A 20,786-nucleotide genomic window follows, 5' to 3' on the forward strand; every position below is an offset into this window, starting at 1 on the left:
CCGGGGCCGTCATTCGGCGCCCTCCTCCCGGGCCGCGCCGGTGTCGTCGGGCGAGCCGGTCCGGTGGCCGGTGCGGCGGTCGGCCGGGCGGCAGTTGCGGTCGCAGCCGCCGAAGCGGGCCGTGTCGATCGGGGTGAACCGGGTCGGCTCGACGCCGCGCAGCGCGCCCAGCATCGTGTCGCGCCAGATCGGGCCCGGGATGCCGGCGCCGAGCACCGCGCCGTAGTAGCGCCCGCCGATCGTGACGCCGGTCAGCTTGTGGTCGCGCGAGCCGCGGGGGTCGCCGATGCCGACGGCTCCGGCGAGGTCCGGGGTGAATCCGGCGAACCACGCGGCGGCGTACCCGTCGGTGGTGCCGGTCTTGCCTGCGGCGTCGCGGCCGATGCCGCCGACCCCCCGCATCGTGCCCTTGGTCAGCACACCCGACAGCACGTCGGCCGCCGCGTCGGCGACCGCCGGGTCGAGTGCCTGGCGGCACCGGGGTTTGTAGGTGGTGACCTTGCCGTTCCTGTCCTTGATCGAGGTGATCGCCATCGGCGCGCAGTATCTGCCGCGGGCGGCGATCGCCGCGTAGGCATTGGCGACGGTGACCGGGTCCATCTCGTTGATGCCGAGCGTGAACGTCTCGTACTCGCGCAGCGGCTGGCCGTCGGATCGGTGGATGCCGAGCGACTTGGCGGTCTTGACCGTGTCGCAGAGACCGACCCGCTGCTCCAACTCCATGAAGAACGTGTTCACCGAGTGCCAGGTGCCGGTACGCAGGGTCTGCCAGCCGGGGCTGCCCTCGTCGTTGGTGACGGTGTGGGTCGGGTCGCCGATGTTGTCGCCGGCGCAGTTCTTGAACGTGGCATAGGCGGGGGCGCGATAGCCGGCGCCCGCGGTGAGGCCGTCATCCGTCTTCATGCCCTTGGCCAGCGCGTTCAGCAGGGTGAAGACCTTGAAGGTGGAGCCGGCCTGGAAGCCGATGCCGCCTCCGTGTGCGGCGTCGGCGACGAGGTTGTAGGAGATCTCGTTCTTCTTCGCGTCTCGGCCGTACCGGCGGCTGGCCGCCATCGCCTTGATCGCTCCGGTGCCCGGCTGGACCAGTGCCTCGGCCGCGACCGGGGCGTCGGAGGGGCGGACCCACTTCCTGATGGCCCGGTCGGCCGCCGCCTGCATGCGCGGGTCGATCGTGGTCCTGATCGTCAGGCCGCCGCGGTTGAGCAGCTGGAGGCGGGCCTTGGCCGTACGGCCGAAGTCGGGATTGCGCAGGATCTCGTTGCGGACATAGAGGCAGAAGTACGGATAGACGCTGGTTTCGCAGCCGCCGGGCAGCGGCGTTCCCTTGTAGCCGAGCCTGGTGGCCTTGGCCTTCTCCGCCTCTGCCTGGGTGATCTTGCCGAGCTGTGCCATCCGGTCCAGCACGACGTTGCGCCGCTTCAGCAGCCGTTCGCGGTGCTTGCGGCCCAGGTTGGGATCGGTGGCGTTGGGATCCTGTACGGCACCGGCCAGCGTCGCGGCCTGCGGCAGGGTGAGGCGGGACGCCGGGACGCCGAAGAACCGCTTGGCCGCCGCCTCCACGCCGTAGGCGCTCGCCCCGAAGTAGGCGATGTTGAGGTACTTCTCCAGGATCTCGTCCTTGGTGTACTTCTTCTCGACCGCCATCGCGTGCCGCAGCTCGGTGAGCTTACGCGCGTAGCTGGCCTCCAGCGCCCTGGCCTTCTCCTTCTCGGTGACGGCGGAGTTGAGCAGCACCTGCTTGACGTACTGCTGGGTGATGCTGGAGCCGCCCTGGCTCACCCCGCCCGCCTGCAGGTTCCTCGCGAACGCGCGGATCGTCCCCTCGATGTCGATCGGCCCGTGCTCATAGAACCGGTAGTCCTCGATCGAGATGATCGCGGTCTTCATGATGTCGGCGACCCGGTCGAGGGGGACGACCTCGCGATACTCCTCGTAGAACCTCGCGATCTCCCGGCCCCTGGCGTCCTGCACGATCGTGACCTCGGCCGGGGGAGGCTCCGCCAGGTCCACCGGCTTGAGCTGCAGCTCGTCGGTCGCGAAGGCGATGCCGAAGCCCACACCCCCGACGGCGGGTAATGCGATCGCCGCCAGCACCGTGCCCGCCGCCGTCCCCAGCGCGGCCAGGCGCACGATCTTCGACGCGGCCCCCGAGCGGCCCTCGCGCCGTCCAGACATGAAACGCCCCGTTTCTTTCCTGTTCTGCTGCTGCCGTCCGAAAGGCAGCAGCAAAACAGATCGACCGCCTCATGTCTAATACGTAATGAAGATGCGATTGATATCGGTTCATGGATGATCGCAGGTCATGCCGGTTGCGCCGGGACCGCCGCACGATCAGCGGCCACGGCGGCCGGCCTCGGCGTCAGCCGCGAGGGGCGGGCCTGGTGCCGATGACCGCGGTGGCGTCCAGGTCGTCCGACCCGGTCAGGCGCGCGGTCAGCCCGCCGCCGACCACCGCTTCGACGGCCGGTCGCGCCTGGTTCCGGCCCGTCTCGACCAGCAGGTGGCCGCCCGGCGCGAGCCAGTCCGGCGCCTCGGCGATCACTCGCCGCACGATGTCCAGCCCGTCGGCTCCGCCGTCCAGCGCCACCTGCGGTTCGTGCAGGCGGGCCTCCGGCGGCAGCAGCCCGATCGCCTCGGTGGGCACGTAGGGCGCGCTGGCGACCAGGACGTCGACCCGGCCGCGCAGCGTGCCGGGCAGCGCGTCGTACAGGTCGCCCCGATGCACCCGGCCGCCCACGCCGTCGACGTTGCGGCGGGCGCACCGCACCGCCGCCGGATCGATGTCGGCGAGGTGCAACTCGACCGGGTGAGCCGTGCCCGCCGCCGCTGCCAGCGCGGCCCCTATGGCGCCGGAGCCGCAGCACAGGTCGACCACCACGGGCCGGGTGCGGGCGGGCAGGCCGCGGATGAGCGCGATCGCCTGGCGTGCGAGGAACTCGGTGCGGCGGCGGGGGACGAACACCCCTGGCTCCACCGCCATCCGCAGGCCGCAGAACTCCGCCCAGCCCACGACGTGTTCGAGGGGGAGACCGGACGCTCGCCGCGCCACCATCGCGGCCAGCTCGTCCGGTGTACGCGCGGCGCGGACGAGCAGACCCGCCTCGTCCTCGGCGAAGACACAGCCGGCCGACCGGAGCCTGGCCACGATCTCGGACATGGGGAGCAGGGGAGAAGAGGAACCCGACATAGGGCGCCTTTCGGAATGCCGTGGGGCTCCGATCGCCTACGCGGGGCGAGGGGAGGGGAGCACCCGACCCGATCTGACGGAAATGGGGCTCACCTCCTCGGGACGATCACTTGCGAGGCGCAAACGCTATCAGAGGCGGTCACGGCCCCCGGCGGCCGGCCCGTCGTACGGCCCGTCATACGGCTCGGCGGGCCGTACGACGGGCAACGGCGACCGGTTCAGGGCCGATCGGTGATCGGGACGTAAACGGCGCCGCCCTGGTCGCGGAACTGGGCGGACTTCTCGGCCATCCCCGCCGTGAGCGCCTCCGACTCCGTCAGCCCCCGCTCGGCGGCGAACCGCCGAAGGTCATGGCTGATCTTCATGGAGCAGAACTTCGGACCGCACATGGAGCAGAAGTGCGCGGTCTTGGCGGGTGCGGCCGGGAGCGTCTCGTCGTGGAACGACCGGGCCGTGTCGGGGTCGAGCGACAGGTCGAACTGGTCCTCCCAGCGGAACTCGAACCTCGCCTCCGACAGCGCGTCGTCCCACGCCTGGGCCAGCGGATGGCCCTTGGCCAGGTCGGCGGCGTGCGCCGCGATCTTGTAGGTGATCACGCCGGTCTTCACGTCGTCCCTGTCGGGCAGGCCGAGGTGCTCCTTGGGAGTGACGTAGCACAGCATGGCCGTGCCGTACCAGCCGATCATGGCGGCGCCGATGCCGGAGGTGATGTGGTCGTAGCCGGGGGCGATGTCGGTGACCAGCGGCCCGAGCGTGTAGAAGGGGGCGTCGTCGCACAGCTCGCGCTGCAGCTCCACATTCTCCTTGATCTTGTGCATCGGCACGTGACCGGGGCCCTCGATCATCACCTGCACGTCGTGCTCCCGGGCGATCGCGGTCAGTTCACCCAGTGTGCGCAGCTCGGCGAACTGGGCCTCGTCGTTGGCGTCGGCGATCGAGCCCGGCCGCAGCCCGTCGCCGAGGGAGAACGCCACGTCGTAGGCGGCGAGGATCTCGCACATCTCCGCGAAGTGCTCGTACAGGAAGCTCTCCCGGTGATGTGCCAGGCACCACGCCGCCATGATCGACCCGCCGCGCGAGACGATGCCGGTCTTGCGGCGGGTGGTCAGCGGCACGTACGCCAGGCGGACCCCGGCGTGCACGGTCATGTAGTCGACGCCCTGCTCGCACTGCTCGATCAGGGTGTCGCGGTACACCTCCCACGACAGGTCGGCGGCCACCCCGCCCACCTTCTCCAGTGCCTGGTAGATGGGTACGGTCCCGATCGGCACGGGGGAGTTACGGATGATCCACTCGCGGGTGGTGTGGATGTCCCGGCCGGTGGACAGGTCCATGACCGTGTCGGCGCCCCAGCGGGTGGCCCAGGTCATCTTCTCCACCTCCTCCTCGATGGAGGAGGTGACCGCCGAGTTGCCGATGTTGGCGTTGATCTTCACGAGGAAGTCGCGGCCGATGATCATCGGTTCGCTTTCGGGGTGGTTGACGTTGGCCGGGATGATGGCCCGTCCCGCGGCCACCTTCTCCCGGACGAACTCGGGGCTCACCCCCTCCCTGACCGCGACGAACTCCATCTCCCGGGTGATCACGCCGCGCCGAGCGTAGGCGAGCTGGGTCACCGGCGCGCCGGTCGCGCGCAGCGCCCGGCCCGGGCCGCCCGGGGCGACGTCGCCGCGTTCGCGGATCCACTCCTCGCGTAGCCGTGGCAGTCCCCGGCCGAGGTCGGTGGTGACGGCCGGGTCGGTGTACGGCCCGGAGGTGTCGTAGAGCCGTACCCGTTCGCCGTTGGACAGCAGGACCTCGCGCATCGGCACCCGCAGATCACCCACGTGGACCTTGGCGAAACGGGGCCCGGAAGGACGGCCTTCGGAAGGACGAGACCTGGAAGAACGCGCGTCGCTCATCTGCGCAACTCCCTTCGCCGGCATTACCCGGAGCAGGTTCTGGCGGTCGGCGGCTGATCGATAGCCGTCCTCTCAGCCCGGTCACACCGGGCTCCCGCGTCGGACGGCGTCACCGTAACCCGGCTCCGGATGACGCGCAAGGGCGTGATCGCCTTACCTGCACGCCATCGCGGCCATGTCCACCGGCAGCGGTCTCCGGTCAATCCCCGCGCGCGTGGTCGGCGGGGTCCGGCAGGACCGCGGCCAGCCGGTCGATCTTCTCGTTGAGCGCCCGGATCTCTTTCATCACCGCGATGTGCTGCTCCAGCTCCAGCGCCTGGTCCTCCTCCCACCGGACGGCGTTGACCTCCTGCTCCATCGCGGAGACGATCACGCCGATGAGCAGGTTGAGGACGAAGAACGCCGAGACCACGATGAAGCCGGCGAAGAAGACCCAGGCCAGCGGCTCGGTGGCCATCACGTCCTCGGCGACCTGCGGCCAGTTCTCCACGGTGAGCACCGTGAACATCGTGAACAGCGACTTTCCGAGGTTCCCGAAGTGCTGCGGCGCCGCCTCACGGAAGAGCCGTTCGCCGATGACGGCGGCGACGTACAGCAACAGCAGCAGCAGGACCAGGATGGAGGCCAGCCCCGGAATCGCGGTGAACAGCGCCGAGACCACGCGGCGCATGTTGGGGACCACGGAGACCAGCCGCAGGACGCGCAGGAACCGGAACAGCCGCAGGATCGACATCGACTGCGAGGCCGGGACGAGCGCCGCCCCGACGACGATCAGGTCGAACCAGCTCCACGGGTCGCGGAAGAACGCCTTCCCCTTCGCGGAGATCCGCAGGACCATCTCCACCACGAAGATCGCCGTGATGGCGTGGTCGATCAGGAAGAAGGCCGTCGAGTATCGGCCCGTCGGGTCGGCGGAGGACTCCAACCCGAGGGTGATCCCGTTCAGCGTGATCACGGCGATGACGGTGCGTTGGAACGCCGGAGCATCCACCACGGTGCGGAGCCGTTCACGTGAGAAAGCGGGCAAGCCGAAACTCCTGGGGGCGAGATTCCTTGATCGCCCGAAATCCTACGTTGCCCGTGCCGCCGGCCGTGGTGCGGGCCCGGGCCGGGCGGCCGCCACAGGGCCCGTTCCCGCAGGGAGCGGCGGTCGTCGCGGATGATGGTCACGTGCTCTTCGACGTCCTGGGCCGGAGACGCGAATCGGAGCCCCCGGACCCAGGTGATCGGTCCTCTCGCTCGTCTTTATGCGTTCAGCCCGGATCAGGGCGCCTCTGCCAGCAGGATCGGGCGCCAGTCGTCCAGCTCGTGGAAGCGGCGCAGCTCGGCCACGCCGGCCAGCCAGCCACCCCAGCCGGCGTACGGCGGACGGGTCTCGTCGAAGCCACTCGACACGAACGTGAGCCTGGTGTGGCCCTCCGAGCCCTCCAGCTCCCAGGACATGACACCCGCGGAGCCCCAGTCGACGGAGATCGAACGGCCGGGGTCGAGATCGATGATCTTGGCGGGCTGCGGGTCGTTGTCGATGCCGCCCATCGCGAAGCGGCCGCCGACCTGCGGCTCGATCTCGATCGGGAAGCCGAACCACGCGCTGACCTCGGCGGAGTCGATCAAGGAGTGGTACACCTTCTCGACGGGGGCGGCGATGACGACCTCGCCCCGCAGCACCGGGTCGGTGAAGTCGCAGCGGGGGCCGATCTCGCGGCCCTCCACGTAGTCGGCCAGGTTGGCGAGCGCCTGGCACCAGAAGGTCTGCAGGACCCCGCGGATGCTGCTTCCGCTGATCATCTCCTGGTAGTCGAAGTGGCTCTGCGAGAGGGTCAGGATGGTCGACTCCGGACCGTCCTCCGCCAGGGTGATCTCCACGGTGGTCTCCACGCCGTCGAGTGACCAGGCCAGCCGCAGCGTTCGGTCGTCGGCGTGCAGCAGCCGCTGGTGGGGCGCGTCGCCCTCGGGGGTGTAGCGCCCCCAGAACTCGTACCGCTCCGGCAGGTCCACCTCGGCGTGCTCGGCCAGCCAGACGCGCAGCGCCGCCGGGTCGGTGAGTGCCTGGTGGACGTCCTTGACCGGGGCGGCCAGGCGGGCGTGGAGCGTCATCGGCTCAGTCATCGGTCTCTCCTTGGGGATGGGGCTTCGGGTAGCAGGCCACGGCGAGTTTGAAGGCGTCGCCCTCGGCTCCGCCGTAACGGGTGAAGATCGTCTGTAGTGCGGACCTCAGGTCGGCCAGGAACTCCTGGCGGCGCTCGGCCGGGACGCGGATCTCGCCGGACACGCCGATGGAGGGCAGCTCCGGCGCGTCGCGGTCGAGCGCCGCGATGTCGGACTGGACCTCCTCCACCAGGTCGAGCAGGTAGCCCAGGCTCAGCTCGTCCTGGGGCCGGCGCAGCCCGCCGACCCGGCCGACCAGCCGGGGCGACAGCCAGTACGAGCGGGCGCAGGCCCGATAGATGCCCTCGTGGATGCCGCGCACCCGCCGCTCGGACACCTGCTCGACCAGTCCCGCCTCGACCAGGCGTTTGACGTGGTAGTAGACGCGCTGCGGCGTCTGATCCAGCCGGGCCGCGACCTCTGTGCAGGTGCGTGGCTCGGCCAGCTGCCGCAGCACCTCGATGCGCTGCGGCTTGAGCAGTGCCTCGGCCTGCTCGATCTGTTCCAGGTACAGGACGTCTCTCATCGCAAAAACAAGCTTGTACGTAAAAAAGCATTTTGTCAATGGCTCACGCGAGGATCGGCAAGGCTCGCGCCGACCCGCAATGAGGACGCGGAACTCGACGCTGACGGCGACGGCCGATCAGGTAGCCGGTCTCGGCCGTGTCGCCCGCCGGCTCGATGGCTTCGTCGTACGCCGCGCGCGACTTCTGACCACTGCCCCGCCGACCGGCAGGTCGGTCAGCGGGGGAGGAGATTCACCGTGAGGATTTCTCGCCCGGCTCGGTCACCTCGTCCGTTCCGCCCGACGAGGGGGCGGAGCGGCGGAAGCGGACGACCAGGATCACCGCGGCGATGACGGCGGCGGCGAGCAGGAGGACCGCTGCGTCGGAGACACCGGAGGAGATCCGGCTCACCCACTGCTCGGCGGCGTACTCCGCGTCCACCCCCAGGAGCCCGGGGAGGGCCGAGGCCCCGTCGAAGAGCAAGAACAGCACTCCGAGGAGGATGAAGAAGACCCCGGACAGCAGCGAGTTGGTGTGCAGGTGCAGCGGCCCCAGGCGGAAGCCCCGCCCCCGGAGCCAGCGCCTGCCGCCCAGGTGGAACCGGTCCCACATCAGCGCGAGCAGGAACATCGGGAAGGCCATGCCGAGCGCGTAGACGGCCAGCAGCGCCCCGCCGTACACCGGGTCGCCGCCGATCGCGGACACGGCCAGCACGCTGCCGAGGACGGGCCCGGCACAGAACCCGGCCAGGCCGTACACCGTGCCGAGCACGTAGACCGACCCCGCCGATCCGGGTCGGATGCCGGCCGCCTTCTCCTGCATGCGGCGCGAGGCGAAGCCGAGCCCCAGCACCTGGGCGACGCCCAGGGCGATGACCGTCCAGCCGCCGATGGCCACGAGCAGGTCGCGGTGGCCGTAGAACAGCCGCCCGGCCAGCGATCCGGCCGCGCCGAGGGGCACCAGGGTGGTGCACAGCCCGGCATAGAAGAGCAGCGTACGGCCGAGCAGCCTTGCCGGGGTGCCGAAGGCGTAGGCGAAGAAGGCGGGCAGCAGGAGAGCGCTGCACGGACTGAGCAGCGCGAGCAGCCCACCGAGGAACGCGGCCAGATACCCGATGTCGGTCATTGCCCCGTCGCCTCCGGCGCCGACGTCACCGTGGGCTTGCCGGCGGTCGACCTGGCCTGCTCGATGGCGGCCTCGAAGACCTCCAGCGGCTGGGCGCCCAAGATGGGCTGCGTGTTGACCAGGAACGCCGGGGTGCTGGTCACCCCGATCGCGTATCCCTCCTGGCTGTCGCGGTCGATGGCGTCCTTGGCCGCCTTGCTCTCCATGTCCGTGCGGAAGCGGCCGAGATCGGGCACGCCCGCCTCGCGAGCCATCTTCTCCAGCTTGCCGGGGGCGAAGGCGCCGCTGTTGAGCTTGCGCTCCTTCGCGAAGGCGATGCCGTAGAACTCCCAGAACCTGCCCTGCTGGGCGGCGGCGTATCCGGCACGGGCGGCGGCCGTCGATTCCTCACCGAAGATCGGGAAACTGCGCCATTCGATGCGAAGCGTGCCGTCCTGCACGTACTTCATCAGCCGAGGGTGGGTGTCTCGCGCGAACTTTCCGCAGTACGCACACTGGAAGTCGGCGTACTCGATCATGACGACGGGCGCGTCCGCGCGCCCCACGGCGCTGCCGTCGTCGGCGTCACGCCGGGCCAGGGCGAGCAACGCCCTTTCCAACTCCGGCGACATCTGCGTCTGCGCACCGTCGGTCGCCGAGGTGGAAGGGGTGGCGACCGGCGCGTTCGAGGGACCGCCGGGGGTCGCGGTGAGTGAGGCTAGACCAAGGATGAGGACGGCGAAGATGACGACCGCGGCGACGATGGTTCCGCGGGTTCTGCCGCCGCCGGAGGTGGTGCTGGACACGGGATGCTCCTGATGAGACGAGAGGAAAGCGGTGGATCGGTCGCCGTTCACTGCTGATCGGGACCGGTGAACGGCGTCGGTACGGCAGGCGGCGTCGGCTGTGCCGTACGGTCCGCTTGGCCGGACGGGTGGTGAACCGTCGAGCGGGCGCCGCCCCGGGGCCGCGGCGCGGCCGGCGTCGAACGTTCTGTCATGGGCGCCGTGATCGGCGCCGGCATGTCTAGATCCGCAGAATGGGCAGAAGGGTCGGTGCGGGGGCTCGAGGGGCCGGGCCGGCGCAATCGGTCCTGTGCCGGTCCGCCGGAAGCCGGCCTGCGGCCGGCGGCCTGGCGTTGCTCAGCAGGCCCGTCCCGTACGAGTCGGTCCGGAGGGAGGGCGTCGATCCCTCGGTCGCACTCGGTCTCTTCGAGCAGCCACGGCCCGGAGCGCCATCGCCGCCGTCGTCCGGGGTGGCGTGCGCGACGAGGAGGCCGGCCGAGTCAGGCGATGCCTGGACGGTCACGGCGACGGGCGGCGCGGCCTGCTCGGGCCCGGCGGTGACGCTCACCGTGGAGATCAGTCCGCAGGCGAAGGCCGCGAAGGCGAGCAGCACGAGCACCAATGCCGGCGCGGAGAGCCTCAGCACCGCAGGCGTCGGCACCATTCGGGTGGTGCGGCTGCGGTGCATGGAAAGGCGTCCCTCCGTGGCGACATGCGTCATCTGCCACCCTATGAGAGGGGCGCTGACACGGCAAAAGCGTCCTCGCCGAGTCGTGATCTCTCTCACCGGCCGGATCGGTGGGAAGCAGGCACAGGGCTCAGGCTTCGAGCGCTCCCGGCCGCAGAGTGCTCGATCCGTGGTCAGTCAGAAGGTGACCGTCTCGCTGTAGGGGACCCGGAATGTCGCCGTGAACTCGGTGAGCAGGGAGGCGTCGCCGGTGAGCTCGACCGCCCCCGACTCGATGGCCGCGTCGGCATCGAGAACGCCTGCGAGCAGGTCGCGGAAGCCCGGACCGGCGACGACGACCAGGTCGGGCTCAGGGTGCTCACCTGCCTCGACCTCGACGGTGGTGCCGCGCATCGTCGCATGTGCGACCGCCGCACCGGATCTGATGACGTAGACGACGTCTCGGCCTGGACGACGAGCCCGTCCACCGGCGGCGACCCGCAATCCGGCCACCAGGGCGGCGTCGGTCACCACCTCTCCCTCGCGCGGCTCGCGCATCGTGGCCGCCCCCCAACGGCCGAGTGCGTCAAGGGCGGGCGCGAGCTCCTCGGCCCGGGGAGTCGCCCGATAGATGACGGAACGGCCGCCGTTCCCGGTCTGCAGTTCGCAGGTCACCAGGCCGTCGGCTTCGAGCTCCTTGAGCCGGGCGGCAAGGACGTTCGTGGCGATGCCGGGCAGCCCGGCCAGCAGGTCAGAGTACCGGCGTGGGCCTACGAGGAGGTCGCGCAGGATCAGCATCGTCCAGCGTTGCCCAAGGACTTCCGCGGCGCGGGCCAACCCGCAGAACTGGCCATATTCACGACTGCGCATGGTCCCACCCTACCTTTGACTTGCTCGTAGCAATCATGCTTGCATATGGCAAGTTACGAGCGAGACGGGGGAGCGGAACATGGTGAGCAACGTGATCGTCGACATCTTTCTCTCGGTCGACGGGTGGGCGGGAAGCGACGGACTGCCCGGCTACTTCGGTTATCTGGGACCCGAACTCGAGGAATGGATCAAGACCGAGAGCGCCGCGCCACAGCTGGTGATCATGGGACGGCGGACCTACGAGACGTTGGAGGCCCTGCCCGATGCGGCCAAGGACGAGTCGTGGCACCGGATGACCCGGCTGGAGAAGGTCGTCTTCTCCAGGACGTTGACGGAGACCAGGTGGCCCAACACCCGGGTCAGCGACGACCTGATCCAGGAGATCGGGCGGTTGAAGGCGCAGAGCGACGTGCCGCTGCGCACCATGGGAAGCATGTCACTGGCCCGGCAGCTCGTCGGTGCCGGCCTGGTGGATCGCCTCCGGTTGATGATCTTCCCGCTGTTCGCCGGTGACGCGGGCCGCCAGGCGGCGTTCGCCGACATCGCCTCCGCCGACCTCGAGTTGGTCGAGCACCGGACCCTCGATGGACGGGTGCTGCTGGTGGAATACCGGCCCACCGGGAAGGACGTCCCGCGCGGCTGAAGCGTGTTCCACTCGTCGGTCAGGGACGCTTGCGTGCTCGAAGGACGGCATCGTGAAGGGTGATCTCGCATCCGTCGGAGTCGGTGGCCGGCCGGGTCCTGGCCTCGGCGACGGCGATGTCCCATCGGTCGGAGTCGAGGCCGGCCGCGAGCTCCGCGGGCGTGATGTGCACCGCCGGCACCGTGGCGTGCGAGAGGGCCGGCTCGTGTGACGGATGGTGATCGACGATGAGCAGCGTGCCGCCCGGTGCGACCGCCGCCGCCAGCCGGCGGAACACGATCTGGCGGGATGCCGCCGGGTGCACATAGTGGGCACAGACCAGGTCGAAGTGTTCCTCGGCGGGCGTCCAGGCGGTCAGATCCGCCTCGGCCCAGTCGATCCGGCTCACGACGTCGTCACCGAAGGTTTCGGCGTACTCCCGCGCATGGCGCAGCGCGGTCGAGGCGATGTCCACCGCCGTCACGCGCCAGCCGTGTGAGGCGAGCCAGATCGCGTTGGCCCCCTCACCACAGCCCGCGTCGAGTGCCGTGCCCGGCCGTAGATCCCCGACCTCCGCCACCAGTTGCGGGTTGGGCCCGCTCCGGTGGAGCGCGGTGTGGCCGCGGTAACGCTCTTCCCAGTACGCCTTGCCGAATTCCGCTGACATGACGGTTCGTCTCCCCTCTGTGGCCGAGCACCGCAACCATGCACCCCAGTCGCCCGCCGCGGCAAACTCTATTGCCAACATGGCAAAACCACGTGCATGGGTGAGTGCTGCCCCTGACCCGGCGGGGCGTGACGGCAGATGCCGGACCGGGCCTGCCATTCGCGGGCTATGGAATCGGATCACCCGGCCGCGGGGTGTTGTCGATGACGTATTCCACTGGCGTCGACAGGTACCAGCGAATCGCGACAGCCACGAGAACAATCACGCAGACCGCCGCCACCCCGCGATTGGAGACGCCGGTTCGGTCAGTTTTCTTCTTGGCCGCCATGCCCGCGAGAACCAGCCCGATCACGGCGATGAGGCCGGCCAGGACGAAGTTGAACCAGAACACGAACAGGCTGAAGCCGGCCGCGATATGCGCGGTCACCGCCAGGCTCGGCGTCACTCGCCCATTCGGTTTTCCTGTACGAGACATCTCGCCCTCCCCGCGCTCGGACGCTTCATTCGGGCCGCTACAGGAATGTCCTTGAGCGTACGCAACAGCCGGTCGGCGATCCATGCGGAGAGACGCGGGGTCGGTGGTCGGACCCGGTCACGGCACAGGCAACGGCCCGGACCGCGACGGCATAGGAGGAGCACGGGCTGTGTGGGTTCGGCCCAAGCTCAGCGGGTCACGGCGGTCTCCCGTTCCACGCGCGACAGCTTCTCGGGATTACGCACATGGTAGGCGCCGGTGACGTAGCCGAGCTCGCCGCCAATGGCGCCTTCCTGCCCGGCCCGCACGCCAAGCTCGCCGGACCCACCTTCCAGGAGTGGCTCGGCACCCAGCCTTGAGCCGGCCTTGCCCTTGTTCTCGGACCTCCACGGCCCGGACCGGCTCCGAAGCGGTGGCCCGCCGGACGGCCCGATCGGGCTCAGCCGGGGGAGTGCCGGCGCGGCTGCAGCCGGGCGTTCGGCAGGGCGGGCGCGGGCAGACGAGACGTCCGTCCCGTGTACCCGCGCACCTCGCCGAACCGGTCGGAGCCGTCCTCCCACGCTTGGCGGAACTCGACGATCTCCTCGTGGCTGCGCCCCACGAAGTTCCACCACATCACGATCTCCTCGGTGAACGGCTCACCGCCCAGCAGGAGCAGCCGGGTCGGCCGGTCACCGGTGTTGTGCAGCACGAGAGTCGACGCTCCCGCCGCCAGGTAGCCCAGATCGCGGTGGGCCAGCTCGGTGCCTCGGGCGCACACGGTTCCGGTGTCGACCAGGATCCCGTGCTCGAAGCGAGGATCCACCTCCAGTTCCGCCCGGCCTCCGGGCCGGAGGGTGAGCTCGGCCCCCAGCAAGGGCGTGAAGGTCGGAACGGGGGACACCTGCCCGGCCAGTGACCCGAGGAAGACCCGCATCAGGTACTCGTCCGTCTGGACGGGTTCGGGAGCGTGATGCCGGAAATCCCGTGCCGTGTCCCGTGCGGCGTCCGGCAGCGCCACCCACAGCTGGACGCCGTGCAGGGTCGTGACCGAGGGCACGGAGACCTCCGAATGCGAGATCCCGTGACCTGCGGTCATCAGGTTCAGCTCGCCTGGACGTACACGGGCGTGCACGCCCAGGCTGTCGCGATGCTCGATCTCCCCGGCGAACAGCCAGCTGACCGTCTGGAGACCGGTGTGCGGATGAGGTGGTACGTCCATGCCGCCGGTAGTGGCCACGTCGTCCGGGCCGTAATGGTCGGCGAAGCACCACGCCCCGATCAGTGATCGGCGCCGCTGCGGGAGGGTCCGGTGGACGTTCATCGCCCGGGGCCCGCCCAGGGGGACCCGCCGCGGTGTCAGGACCTCCACGCCGGCCGCGGCGCCGTCTTCGCCAGCGGGGGAGCCGGCCCGGCAGCGCAGCTCGGCTGGTACGGATTCCACGTTGCTCATGCGGGACGCGCTCCAGGGGACTCGTGCCGGATCGGATGCGCCGGATCGGTCGGCGCCCCCAACCATAACCCGGTTGTCCCGTCTCGTTTGATCTGACGCCTGTGGCATCTCTCACCTGCGGTGCCGCAGATCGAATGAGACGAACAAGGACGGGTTCGGCGTTCGGCCACGCACACCTCAACGTCCTGGGCCCGCTACTCCATCTCCTCCTCCACGCCGTCTGAAGGCTGCCCCGGCCTGCCTGACGGCGTCGGCGTGGATGAGGAGGGGGCCCGGGCCGAGGCGGCTTGATGGGTTACGTGATGAGCAGGAGCGTGCTGATCGCCAGCATCACCACTGCGGTGGCGCCGTGGATGCCGTAGACGGCCGTCTTGGGCCCGTTGCTGCGCAGCACGATCACCGCGTCGCCGACGGGTATGGCGCAGGCGGCCAGCAAGAACCAGCCCAGCAGGTGGGTTGTCCCGCCGACCAGCAGGATGAAGAGGAAAAGCCCTGAGGCGATGTCGCGCACGCCCTTGACGTACAGCCAGGCGTGGAAGCTCCGGTCCTCGGTCGGTGTGTCGGGGATCCCGAAACCGACCGCGGCCTGCGGCTCCCAGAAGGCGCGGGCGCCCATGAAGATGATGCCCGCGCCGATCAGTCCGGCGAGCACTGTGGCGATGTTGCTGAGCATGGGTCGTCGCGCCTTTCGGGAGCAGTTAGTTCTACGGGCACATTCCAGGTGGCGGGTGGGTCGCGGGGCGGGGCGTATGCCGTCGCCGGTGCCATCACCGTTCGCAGTCGTCGACGAAGTGGTTGTCGTGGGCTTCGTGAAGCCGGCTCAGGTCCCGCTCGTTCACGGTGGCGAGCTGCGCGAAGTACTCCTCCCGGGGCACGCCTGGCGAGAGTGCCATGAGGAGGGTGGCAGGTTCGGCGTGTTCCTTCCGGAGCGCGTGTACGCCACCCATCGCGGCATGCGCGGTGTCGCCGGGCAGCAGTGTTCGCCAGGCCTGACCGTCGAAGTAGTCGACTTCACCTTCTTCGACGATGAAGGTCTCGCTGAAGGTCGTGTGAAAGTGCGGGGCAGGGCCTCGGCTGGAGGGCGACATGCGCCACCGGTAGATGCTCACGATCCCGCTGGTCTCCGCCGGGCCGGCGAGGACTTCGATCGTCGATCCGCCGGCGCCCAGCCGGATGGTTCGCGTCTTTCGAGCTCGCTCGGGTCGGTCGCAGAACCAGGCCGTCGGCTTCGTCTCAGTCATGACGCGAGTCTCGGGGCTTCGCCGCTGCGCTCGCGCTCATTTCGGCGGTGGCCTAATAATGCGGTGGCCTGACAATGGGGAGATGATCCGCTATCGATTGGGCGCCGGTGCCGCGAGCGTGCGATGGGCGATGTCGCCGATCCACGAAGTGGTCAGTCTCGCCCGGCTCCTGACCGAACCACGGCGTCACCCGATGTTCCACCAGTGGCTTCGCCGTCGCCACCACCGTCTCTCGGGCCTGGACCTCACGGCGCTCACGGTCTTCATGGCCGACGGCGCGTATCGACCCGACTTCCTTGACCCATCGCCCATGTCCAGTGAGCCGACCTTCGAGGAAGGCATGGATGCCCTCCTCTCCACCCCGACGGACCAGGTCTACGCCGAGCTGGTCGACGCCACGATCGGACGTGGGGCAGAAACCGGCCGCCGCCTGCTCGACGACCCCGACCGAGCCAGATCGGCGGCCGCCGATGCGGTGCGCCGCCTCTGGAAGGCGGCCGTGGAACCGGAGTGGCCGTCAATGCGGCAGGCGCTGCGTGCCGAGATGCTGGACCGGGCCATCCAGGTCAACCGCGAGGGGCTGCGTACAGTCCTGCCGCGCCTGCACCACTCCGCGGCGTACGAAGGCGACACCGTCACGGTCGAGTCGGACGTCGACATCGACGTCGACCGCCCCGAGGGACTCGTTCTCGTTCCGTCGCTGTTCATCACCGACCGGGTGCAATGCACCACCTCAGACCACTGGACTCCGGCGATCTATTACCCGGCGTCCGGGCGGTACCTCTGGGCGACGCCTCCCACTCCGAAATCCCTTGACCGGCTTCTGGGAGCGACTCGATCGAGGATCCTGGCCGCGCTCACCACTCCGCTGCAGACGACCGTTGTGGCCAGGCTGGTGAGCGTCACCACCCCGACGGCCAGCGAACACCTGGCGATCCTGCGAGACGCCGGGTTGATCGACAGCAGCCGGGCCGGTCGTACGGTCACGCACGAGCTCACCGAAGCCGGCCGTGCTCTCCTGGACGCGGCCTCGCCGCGACCATGACTGCTCCGGGAGCCGTCCGAACCCGCCGTACGGCTCGCGCCTTGTCGACCCCTACAAGAACGCCCTCGCGACGATACCGACGACAACCCCCACGGACTCCACCGCGAAGATCACCACCAGGGTGAACCCGCGGAAGAACCGAAGTCTCAGGAGCATCCCCATCACGGTGATGAAAACCAGGCCGATGAAGAAGTTGAAGAGCGCTCCCAGGACGCCCTTCATTCCCCAGAATCCAGCCCGGTCGCGCCCAGCGGTGATCCGGGCGGGATAGACAGAGCCGGGCTCGGCCCACGAGAAGGCGCCGACCGCCACCTCCTCGCCGGTGGCGTCGTACACGAATCTCCCCGTGCATATCTGCCTGCTGGACCTGCCGGACCTCAAGTCGTGGCACTCCAGGACCGTCAGGGATCCGGGAGCGCCGGCGAGTCCGGTCGCCAGTCCGATGTCGACCACTGCGGGAACGGTGGCCGTCAGGGTCCATCCCACCGTCGCCACGGTCACGACGATGAATGAGCCGATCTTGATGAACAGTGACTTCCGGGGCGTGCCGCTCCCCGGGGTCCCGCGCGAATCCCCGCGACGGCTGGAGGAGCGCATGCGTAAGGGAGACCTGACATCGGTACGAGGGCGCATGGCGTCACCGTGGAGCAAAGCGTTTGCGACCTGGTTGGAAACCAGTTGGGACCTGGCCGTCGAAGGTGGACCCAGATCAAACGCCCTGAATGACTCCGGGGGGACGCGCCCTCGTGAACCGCGTTCTCGCCGAGAACGAGAAGGCCGGGTTCATCGATGAAGGGCTGAACGTGACCGCTTGACTCAAGCGTGTGCGGACTCTTGCCCGATCTTGTCCGAATGCGGCAATCGAGTCAGAATCAGTTCAGCCTTCAACTACTTGGTTGGAGGGTCACCGCACGGATGAGGAGAGGCATGAAGCGCACCATCTCCGTTCTCGCCGCCACCATCGGCGTACTCGGCGCCACGCTCACCGCCATCAGTCCCGCGTCCGCGGCCACCCCCGCAGTCGACTGCTCCACGGGCGGGTACACCCGCGTTGTGAACAGCTTCGTCCCCACCAACGTCCAGCGGGCGGCGGTGGACGGTCGTATCTACATGGCCAATGGTCCGGTGGCGTACACGTACGAGGTCTGCCTCGACATCCCGGACACCTCGACATTCACGATCGAGGTACGGATGCGGGCCGCCGACGGGTCCACGAGCGTGTTCGTGGACGACCGGCCCGGGGACAAGGTCTTCAGCTACTCGCCCGGCGCCAACAGCTTCTGGCAGGTCTACGGCACGATGACCGGGCCCGACAGCACCTACATCTACTACACCTGGAACGAGAAGCAGATCCCGGAGTGACTTGGAACAGGCCGGCCGCCTCGCTCGGCGAGGTGGCCGGCCCTACCCGCTCTCCGAGCTCTGACCCACCGTGCAGAGTGGCCGGCGACCCTCTTTCCCGCCCCGTCGCTTCGGACTGCACGTCATCGAGCAGGGCATCGACACCGCCACCATGGAAGTGCGGGCGATGCTGAGCTCCAGCGCGAGCTGATCGTGGCGAACACGAACGACGGGCTCGCCTCAGCGCGAGCCCGCGGCCGAGTCGGCGGGCGCCGGCCACGGCTCACGGCGGACCAGTCCGCGCTCGCCCAACGGCTCTACGACGAGCGGGAGAAGACCGTCCAGCAGATCGCCGACATGTCCGGCGTGCCGAGGTCGATGGTGTACGGGCACCTCAACAAGGCCAAGACCGTCCCCCGTCAACCGAAGAAGACGAAGGTCACGAAGCCCTGACCGCTCCTTTGCACCGTGGGCCAGGGACAGGAGACCGGGGCCTCCTCGCCTCGTTACCCGCTCCTGAGGACACCACTGCCGACGAGAGGATCAACACCGTGATCCACCGACTGCGGTGAGATCACATCGGTTCTCGGGAGACCTGACATCGGTCCCGCCTGGGCGGCTCCGTCCGGATGACCCACGTCGAAGATTACTTGTGGGAATTACACGTCTCACAAGTTATCCGTTCCGTTCAGCGGCGCAACAGATAGGGATTTCTGAATTTTGATTTCCAGAAATACAGAAAATCGGTAGGCTGGCACGCGTGACGATTCCCCCCAAGACGGGCAGCGCGCCGCCCGTGACGACGCGGTCCTGCAAGCACTGCGGCGCCGCGATAGAGCAGCAGGTGAGGCGTGGCAGGCCCAGGGAGTACTGCCCGCAGGGGGCCTGCCAGGCCGCCGCCAAACGGGAAAGGGAGATGCGCCGCGCCGCCCCCGGGCTGGAGGGGGCGCTCGCCCGGGTGGAGGACCTGTACGAACGCATGGAAAAGGGCCTGGCGGCCGCGATCGAGCCGCTCGCCCAGGTGCTCGCCGACGAGCTGAGCCCCGCGGGAGTCGAGGCGAAGCTGAGCGCCGTCCAGGCCGAGGCGCACACCCGTGTCGCCATCGCCCGCACCGAGCGCGAGCAGGCGCTGGAACAGGTGCGGCTGGCACGCGAGGCCACGCAGGCCGCCCGGCGGGAGGCGCAGGAGTCCCGGCAGGCGGCCGAGGATGCCTATGCCGAGCGTGACAGCGCGTTCGCCGACGCCGAGACCGCCCGCGAGCAGGCACTGGCCGCCCTGCGCGAGGCGGCGAGCACCGAGCGGAGGGCCCAGCAGGAGGCCGCCGCGGCCAAGCGCCGGGCAGAGGCGGCCGAGACCGCCCGCGAGCAGGCCGTCAAGGAACTGACCACACGGGTCGACCAGGCCGTCTCGGAGGCACGCCAGGCGCGAGCGGACGCCGTACGGGAACGGCAGGAGCACGAACGAGCCGCCGCCGAGGCCACCGCGGCGAAGAACGAGGCCGAGCTGGCCCGGCGCGCACACCGCGAGGCCGAGCAGGCCAGTGCGGCAGCGCTCGCCCGAGCCCAGGCCGCCGAGGCCGAACGCGACCGCGCCGTCACCCGCGCCGAAGCCGAACGTGATCGGGCGGTCGGCCAGGCGCATGCCGAACGCGACCGCGCGCTGTCCCACGCGCAGGCGGCCGAGACGGCCAGGGACCAGGCGGTGGCGGCTGCGGCGCGGGCCGCCGCCGAGACCGAGCAGGCCCACGAACGGGCACAGGCCGCCAGGGACGAGGCGGATCGCGCCGTCGAGCAGGCTCGTACGGCCATCGCCGAGCGGGAGCGGCTCCAGGCCGAGCTGGCGCTGGAGCGGGCCCGCCTGGCCGACCTGCGGGCGCAGCTCGACGTGGCCAGGGCGGAGGCCGCCCAGCTTCGCGAGCGCGCGGTGGCCGCCGAACTCCGCGCGGCCACGCCCGACACGCCATGAAGCAGCCCGCGAGTTCCTCCGGGGCGCCATCAATCGAGATCCGGTCGGTGGTGCTCGAGCCCGCCGAATGCGCCGTGCTGAGTCCGGAACTCGAGGACTACCTGCGGACGCAGATCGCGCACCGATTAGGTTTCCGCGCCGCGCCCGTCTGTAGGTGTGAGATCGACTCAGGGAGGCTGACACGATGCGGAAACTGATCTTCGGCATGAACGTGACCCTGGACGGCTACATCGCCGCGCCCGGCGACGACATCGGCTGGAGTGGAGGGGAGGGACCGGACTCATCGCCGAGCGCCGAGCTGTTCCAGTGGTGGTACGACCAGATGCGGGCGAGCGATCTGTCGCTGTACGGGCGCAAGCTGTGGGAAACGATGAGCTCCCACTGGCCGACCGGCGACCAGCGGCCCGACGCTACCCCGGCGGAGATCGAGTTCGCGCGCCTCTGGCGGGACATGCCGAAGGTGGTGTTCTCATCGACGATCGACAAGGTCGATTGGAACACCCGCCTGGTCACCGGCGACGCGGTCGCCGAGATCGCCCGGCTCAGGGCCGAGGACGGCGGCCCGATGGACATCGGCGGCGCGACGCTCGCCGGGGCGGCCATGCGGGCCGGGCTGATCGACGAGTACGCGCTGGTCACCGTGCCGGTCCTGGTGGGCGGCGGCACGCCGTTCTTCACCGCGCTGGACAGCTGGATGAACCTGAACCTGGTCGAGACGCGGACATTTCCCGGCGGCGTGGTGCTGACCCGATACGAGACGAGGCGATGAGCACGGGCCAGATGCTCGGCTCGTAAGGCCAGGTCGAGATCCTTCCCGGCGTGGCTCACC

At 69.5% G+C, this 20,786-nt stretch carries 23 protein-coding genes and 1 riboswitch; of the genes, 6 read left to right on the top strand and 17 right to left on the bottom strand.

Features of this window, described 5'->3' with window-relative positions:
* Positions 1-9: 9 nt before the first annotated feature.
* The 11 genes from AP234_RS05335 to AP234_RS05380 form a co-directional block, all read right to left on the bottom strand.
* Positions 10-2,175: a transglycosylase domain-containing protein gene (locus tag AP234_RS05335; protein WP_083501806.1), complete on the bottom strand. Its 2,166-nt coding sequence runs from the start codon at positions 2,173-2,175 to the stop codon at positions 10-12.
* Positions 2,176-2,359: 184 nt separating this feature from the next.
* A complete protein-coding gene (locus AP234_RS05340) occupies positions 2,360-3,187 on the bottom strand; it encodes a putative protein N(5)-glutamine methyltransferase (RefSeq protein ID WP_055478418.1) in 828 nt (275 codons plus the stop codon).
* Positions 3,188-3,405: 218 nt separating this feature from the next.
* Entirely contained in the window at positions 3,406-4,992 is a 1,587-nt protein-coding gene (thiC, locus tag AP234_RS05345) for a phosphomethylpyrimidine synthase ThiC (RefSeq protein ID WP_431998251.1), read from the bottom strand.
* An 88-nt stretch (positions 4,993-5,080) separates the two neighbouring features.
* Positions 5,081-5,196: riboswitch (TPP riboswitch) on the bottom strand.
* A 91-nt stretch (positions 5,197-5,287) separates the two neighbouring features.
* Positions 5,288-6,115, bottom strand: a complete 828-nt coding sequence (locus AP234_RS05350; RefSeq protein ID WP_055478420.1) for an ion transporter — start codon at positions 6,113-6,115, stop codon at positions 5,288-5,290.
* Between the two features lie 236 nt (positions 6,116-6,351).
* A complete protein-coding gene (locus tag AP234_RS05355; RefSeq protein WP_055478421.1) occupies positions 6,352-7,197 on the bottom strand; it encodes an SRPBCC family protein in 846 nt (281 codons plus the stop codon).
* On the bottom strand, positions 7,190-7,762 hold the full coding sequence (locus tag AP234_RS05360) for an ArsR/SmtB family transcription factor (RefSeq protein WP_055478422.1): 573 nt from the start codon (positions 7,760-7,762) through the stop codon (positions 7,190-7,192). The genes AP234_RS05355 and AP234_RS05360 overlap by 8 nt, the downstream gene beginning before the upstream one ends.
* A 232-nt stretch (positions 7,763-7,994) precedes the next feature.
* The gene (locus tag AP234_RS05365; RefSeq protein WP_055478423.1) at positions 7,995-8,867 is read right to left on the bottom strand and encodes a cytochrome c biogenesis CcdA family protein; all 873 of its coding nucleotides are present in this window, start codon (positions 8,865-8,867) and stop codon (positions 7,995-7,997) included.
* Positions 8,864-9,652, bottom strand: coding sequence for a thioredoxin domain-containing protein (locus AP234_RS05370; protein ID WP_055478424.1), 789 nt, complete (start codon positions 9,650-9,652; stop codon positions 8,864-8,866). Before AP234_RS05370 ends, AP234_RS05365 begins: the two co-directional genes overlap by 4 nt.
* Positions 9,653-9,699: 47 nt before the next feature.
* The gene (locus AP234_RS37065) at positions 9,700-9,846 is read right to left on the bottom strand and encodes a hypothetical protein (RefSeq protein ID WP_160330380.1); all 147 of its coding nucleotides are present in this window, start codon (positions 9,844-9,846) and stop codon (positions 9,700-9,702) included.
* A 26-nt stretch (positions 9,847-9,872) separates the two neighbouring features.
* Positions 9,873-10,319, bottom strand: a complete 447-nt coding sequence (locus AP234_RS05375) for a hypothetical protein (protein ID WP_055478425.1) — start codon at positions 10,317-10,319, stop codon at positions 9,873-9,875.
* Positions 10,320-10,496: 177 nt separating this feature from the next.
* Complete coding sequence (locus tag AP234_RS05380) at positions 10,497-11,168, bottom strand: winged helix-turn-helix transcriptional regulator (protein ID WP_055478426.1); 672 nt, start codon at positions 11,166-11,168, stop codon at positions 10,497-10,499.
* Positions 11,169-11,247: 79 nt separating this feature from the next.
* Between AP234_RS05380 and AP234_RS05385 the strand changes: the two genes are divergently transcribed.
* Entirely contained in the window at positions 11,248-11,811 is a 564-nt protein-coding gene (locus tag AP234_RS05385; protein ID WP_055478427.1) for a dihydrofolate reductase family protein, read from the top strand.
* A 19-nt stretch (positions 11,812-11,830) separates the two neighbouring features.
* Here the strand turns inward: AP234_RS05385 and AP234_RS05390 are convergent, their stop codons facing one another.
* From AP234_RS05390 to AP234_RS05410, 5 genes are all read right to left on the bottom strand, one after another.
* A complete protein-coding gene (locus AP234_RS05390) occupies positions 11,831-12,457 on the bottom strand; it encodes a class I SAM-dependent methyltransferase (protein ID WP_055478428.1) in 627 nt (208 codons plus the stop codon).
* A 166-nt stretch (positions 12,458-12,623) separates the two neighbouring features.
* A complete protein-coding gene (locus AP234_RS05395) occupies positions 12,624-12,902 on the bottom strand; it encodes a hypothetical protein (protein WP_055478429.1) in 279 nt (92 codons plus the stop codon).
* A gap of 469 nt (positions 12,903-13,371) precedes the next feature.
* Positions 13,372-14,364: a pirin family protein gene (locus AP234_RS05400; RefSeq protein WP_055478430.1), complete on the bottom strand. Its 993-nt coding sequence runs from the start codon at positions 14,362-14,364 to the stop codon at positions 13,372-13,374.
* Between the two features lie 295 nt (positions 14,365-14,659).
* On the bottom strand, positions 14,660-15,037 hold the full coding sequence (locus AP234_RS05405; RefSeq protein WP_055478431.1) for a DUF4267 domain-containing protein: 378 nt from the start codon (positions 15,035-15,037) through the stop codon (positions 14,660-14,662).
* A 94-nt stretch (positions 15,038-15,131) separates the two neighbouring features.
* Positions 15,132-15,605 (bottom strand): cupin domain-containing protein, encoded by a 474-nt coding sequence (locus AP234_RS05410; protein ID WP_055478432.1) that lies wholly within the window; start codon positions 15,603-15,605, stop codon positions 15,132-15,134.
* Positions 15,606-15,687: 82 nt separating this feature from the next.
* Between AP234_RS05410 and AP234_RS05415 the strand changes: the two genes are divergently transcribed.
* Positions 15,688-16,650: a DUF5937 family protein gene (locus tag AP234_RS05415; protein ID WP_055478433.1), complete on the top strand. Its 963-nt coding sequence runs from the start codon at positions 15,688-15,690 to the stop codon at positions 16,648-16,650.
* A gap of 51 nt (positions 16,651-16,701) precedes the next feature.
* On the opposite strand, the gene AP234_RS05420 is transcribed toward AP234_RS05415, so the two are convergent.
* The gene (locus AP234_RS05420) at positions 16,702-17,103 is read right to left on the bottom strand and encodes a hypothetical protein (RefSeq protein ID WP_152990258.1); all 402 of its coding nucleotides are present in this window, start codon (positions 17,101-17,103) and stop codon (positions 16,702-16,704) included.
* Positions 17,104-17,577: 474 nt separating this feature from the next.
* Here AP234_RS05420 and AP234_RS05425 point away from each other — a divergent pair, with 474 nt between their 5' ends.
* The 4 genes from AP234_RS05425 (at position 17,578) to AP234_RS05440 (ending at position 20,726) form a co-directional block, all read left to right on the top strand.
* Positions 17,578-18,012 (top strand): hypothetical protein, encoded by a 435-nt coding sequence (locus AP234_RS05425; protein WP_055478435.1) that lies wholly within the window; start codon positions 17,578-17,580, stop codon positions 18,010-18,012.
* A 192-nt stretch (positions 18,013-18,204) separates the two neighbouring features.
* A complete protein-coding gene (locus AP234_RS39395; protein WP_431998137.1) occupies positions 18,205-18,444 on the top strand; it encodes a hypothetical protein in 240 nt (79 codons plus the stop codon).
* A 307-nt stretch (positions 18,445-18,751) separates the two neighbouring features.
* Positions 18,752-19,957, top strand: coding sequence for a hypothetical protein (locus AP234_RS05435; RefSeq protein ID WP_235557972.1), 1,206 nt, complete (start codon positions 18,752-18,754; stop codon positions 19,955-19,957).
* Between the two features lie 184 nt (positions 19,958-20,141).
* Positions 20,142-20,726, top strand: coding sequence for a dihydrofolate reductase family protein (locus AP234_RS05440; protein ID WP_055478436.1), 585 nt, complete (start codon positions 20,142-20,144; stop codon positions 20,724-20,726).
* Positions 20,727-20,786: the final 60 nt, after the last annotated feature.

Source organism: Sphaerimonospora mesophila, from assembly GCF_001417795.1.
Classification (GTDB): Bacteria; Actinomycetota; Actinomycetes; order Streptosporangiales; family Streptosporangiaceae; genus Sphaerimonospora; species Sphaerimonospora mesophila.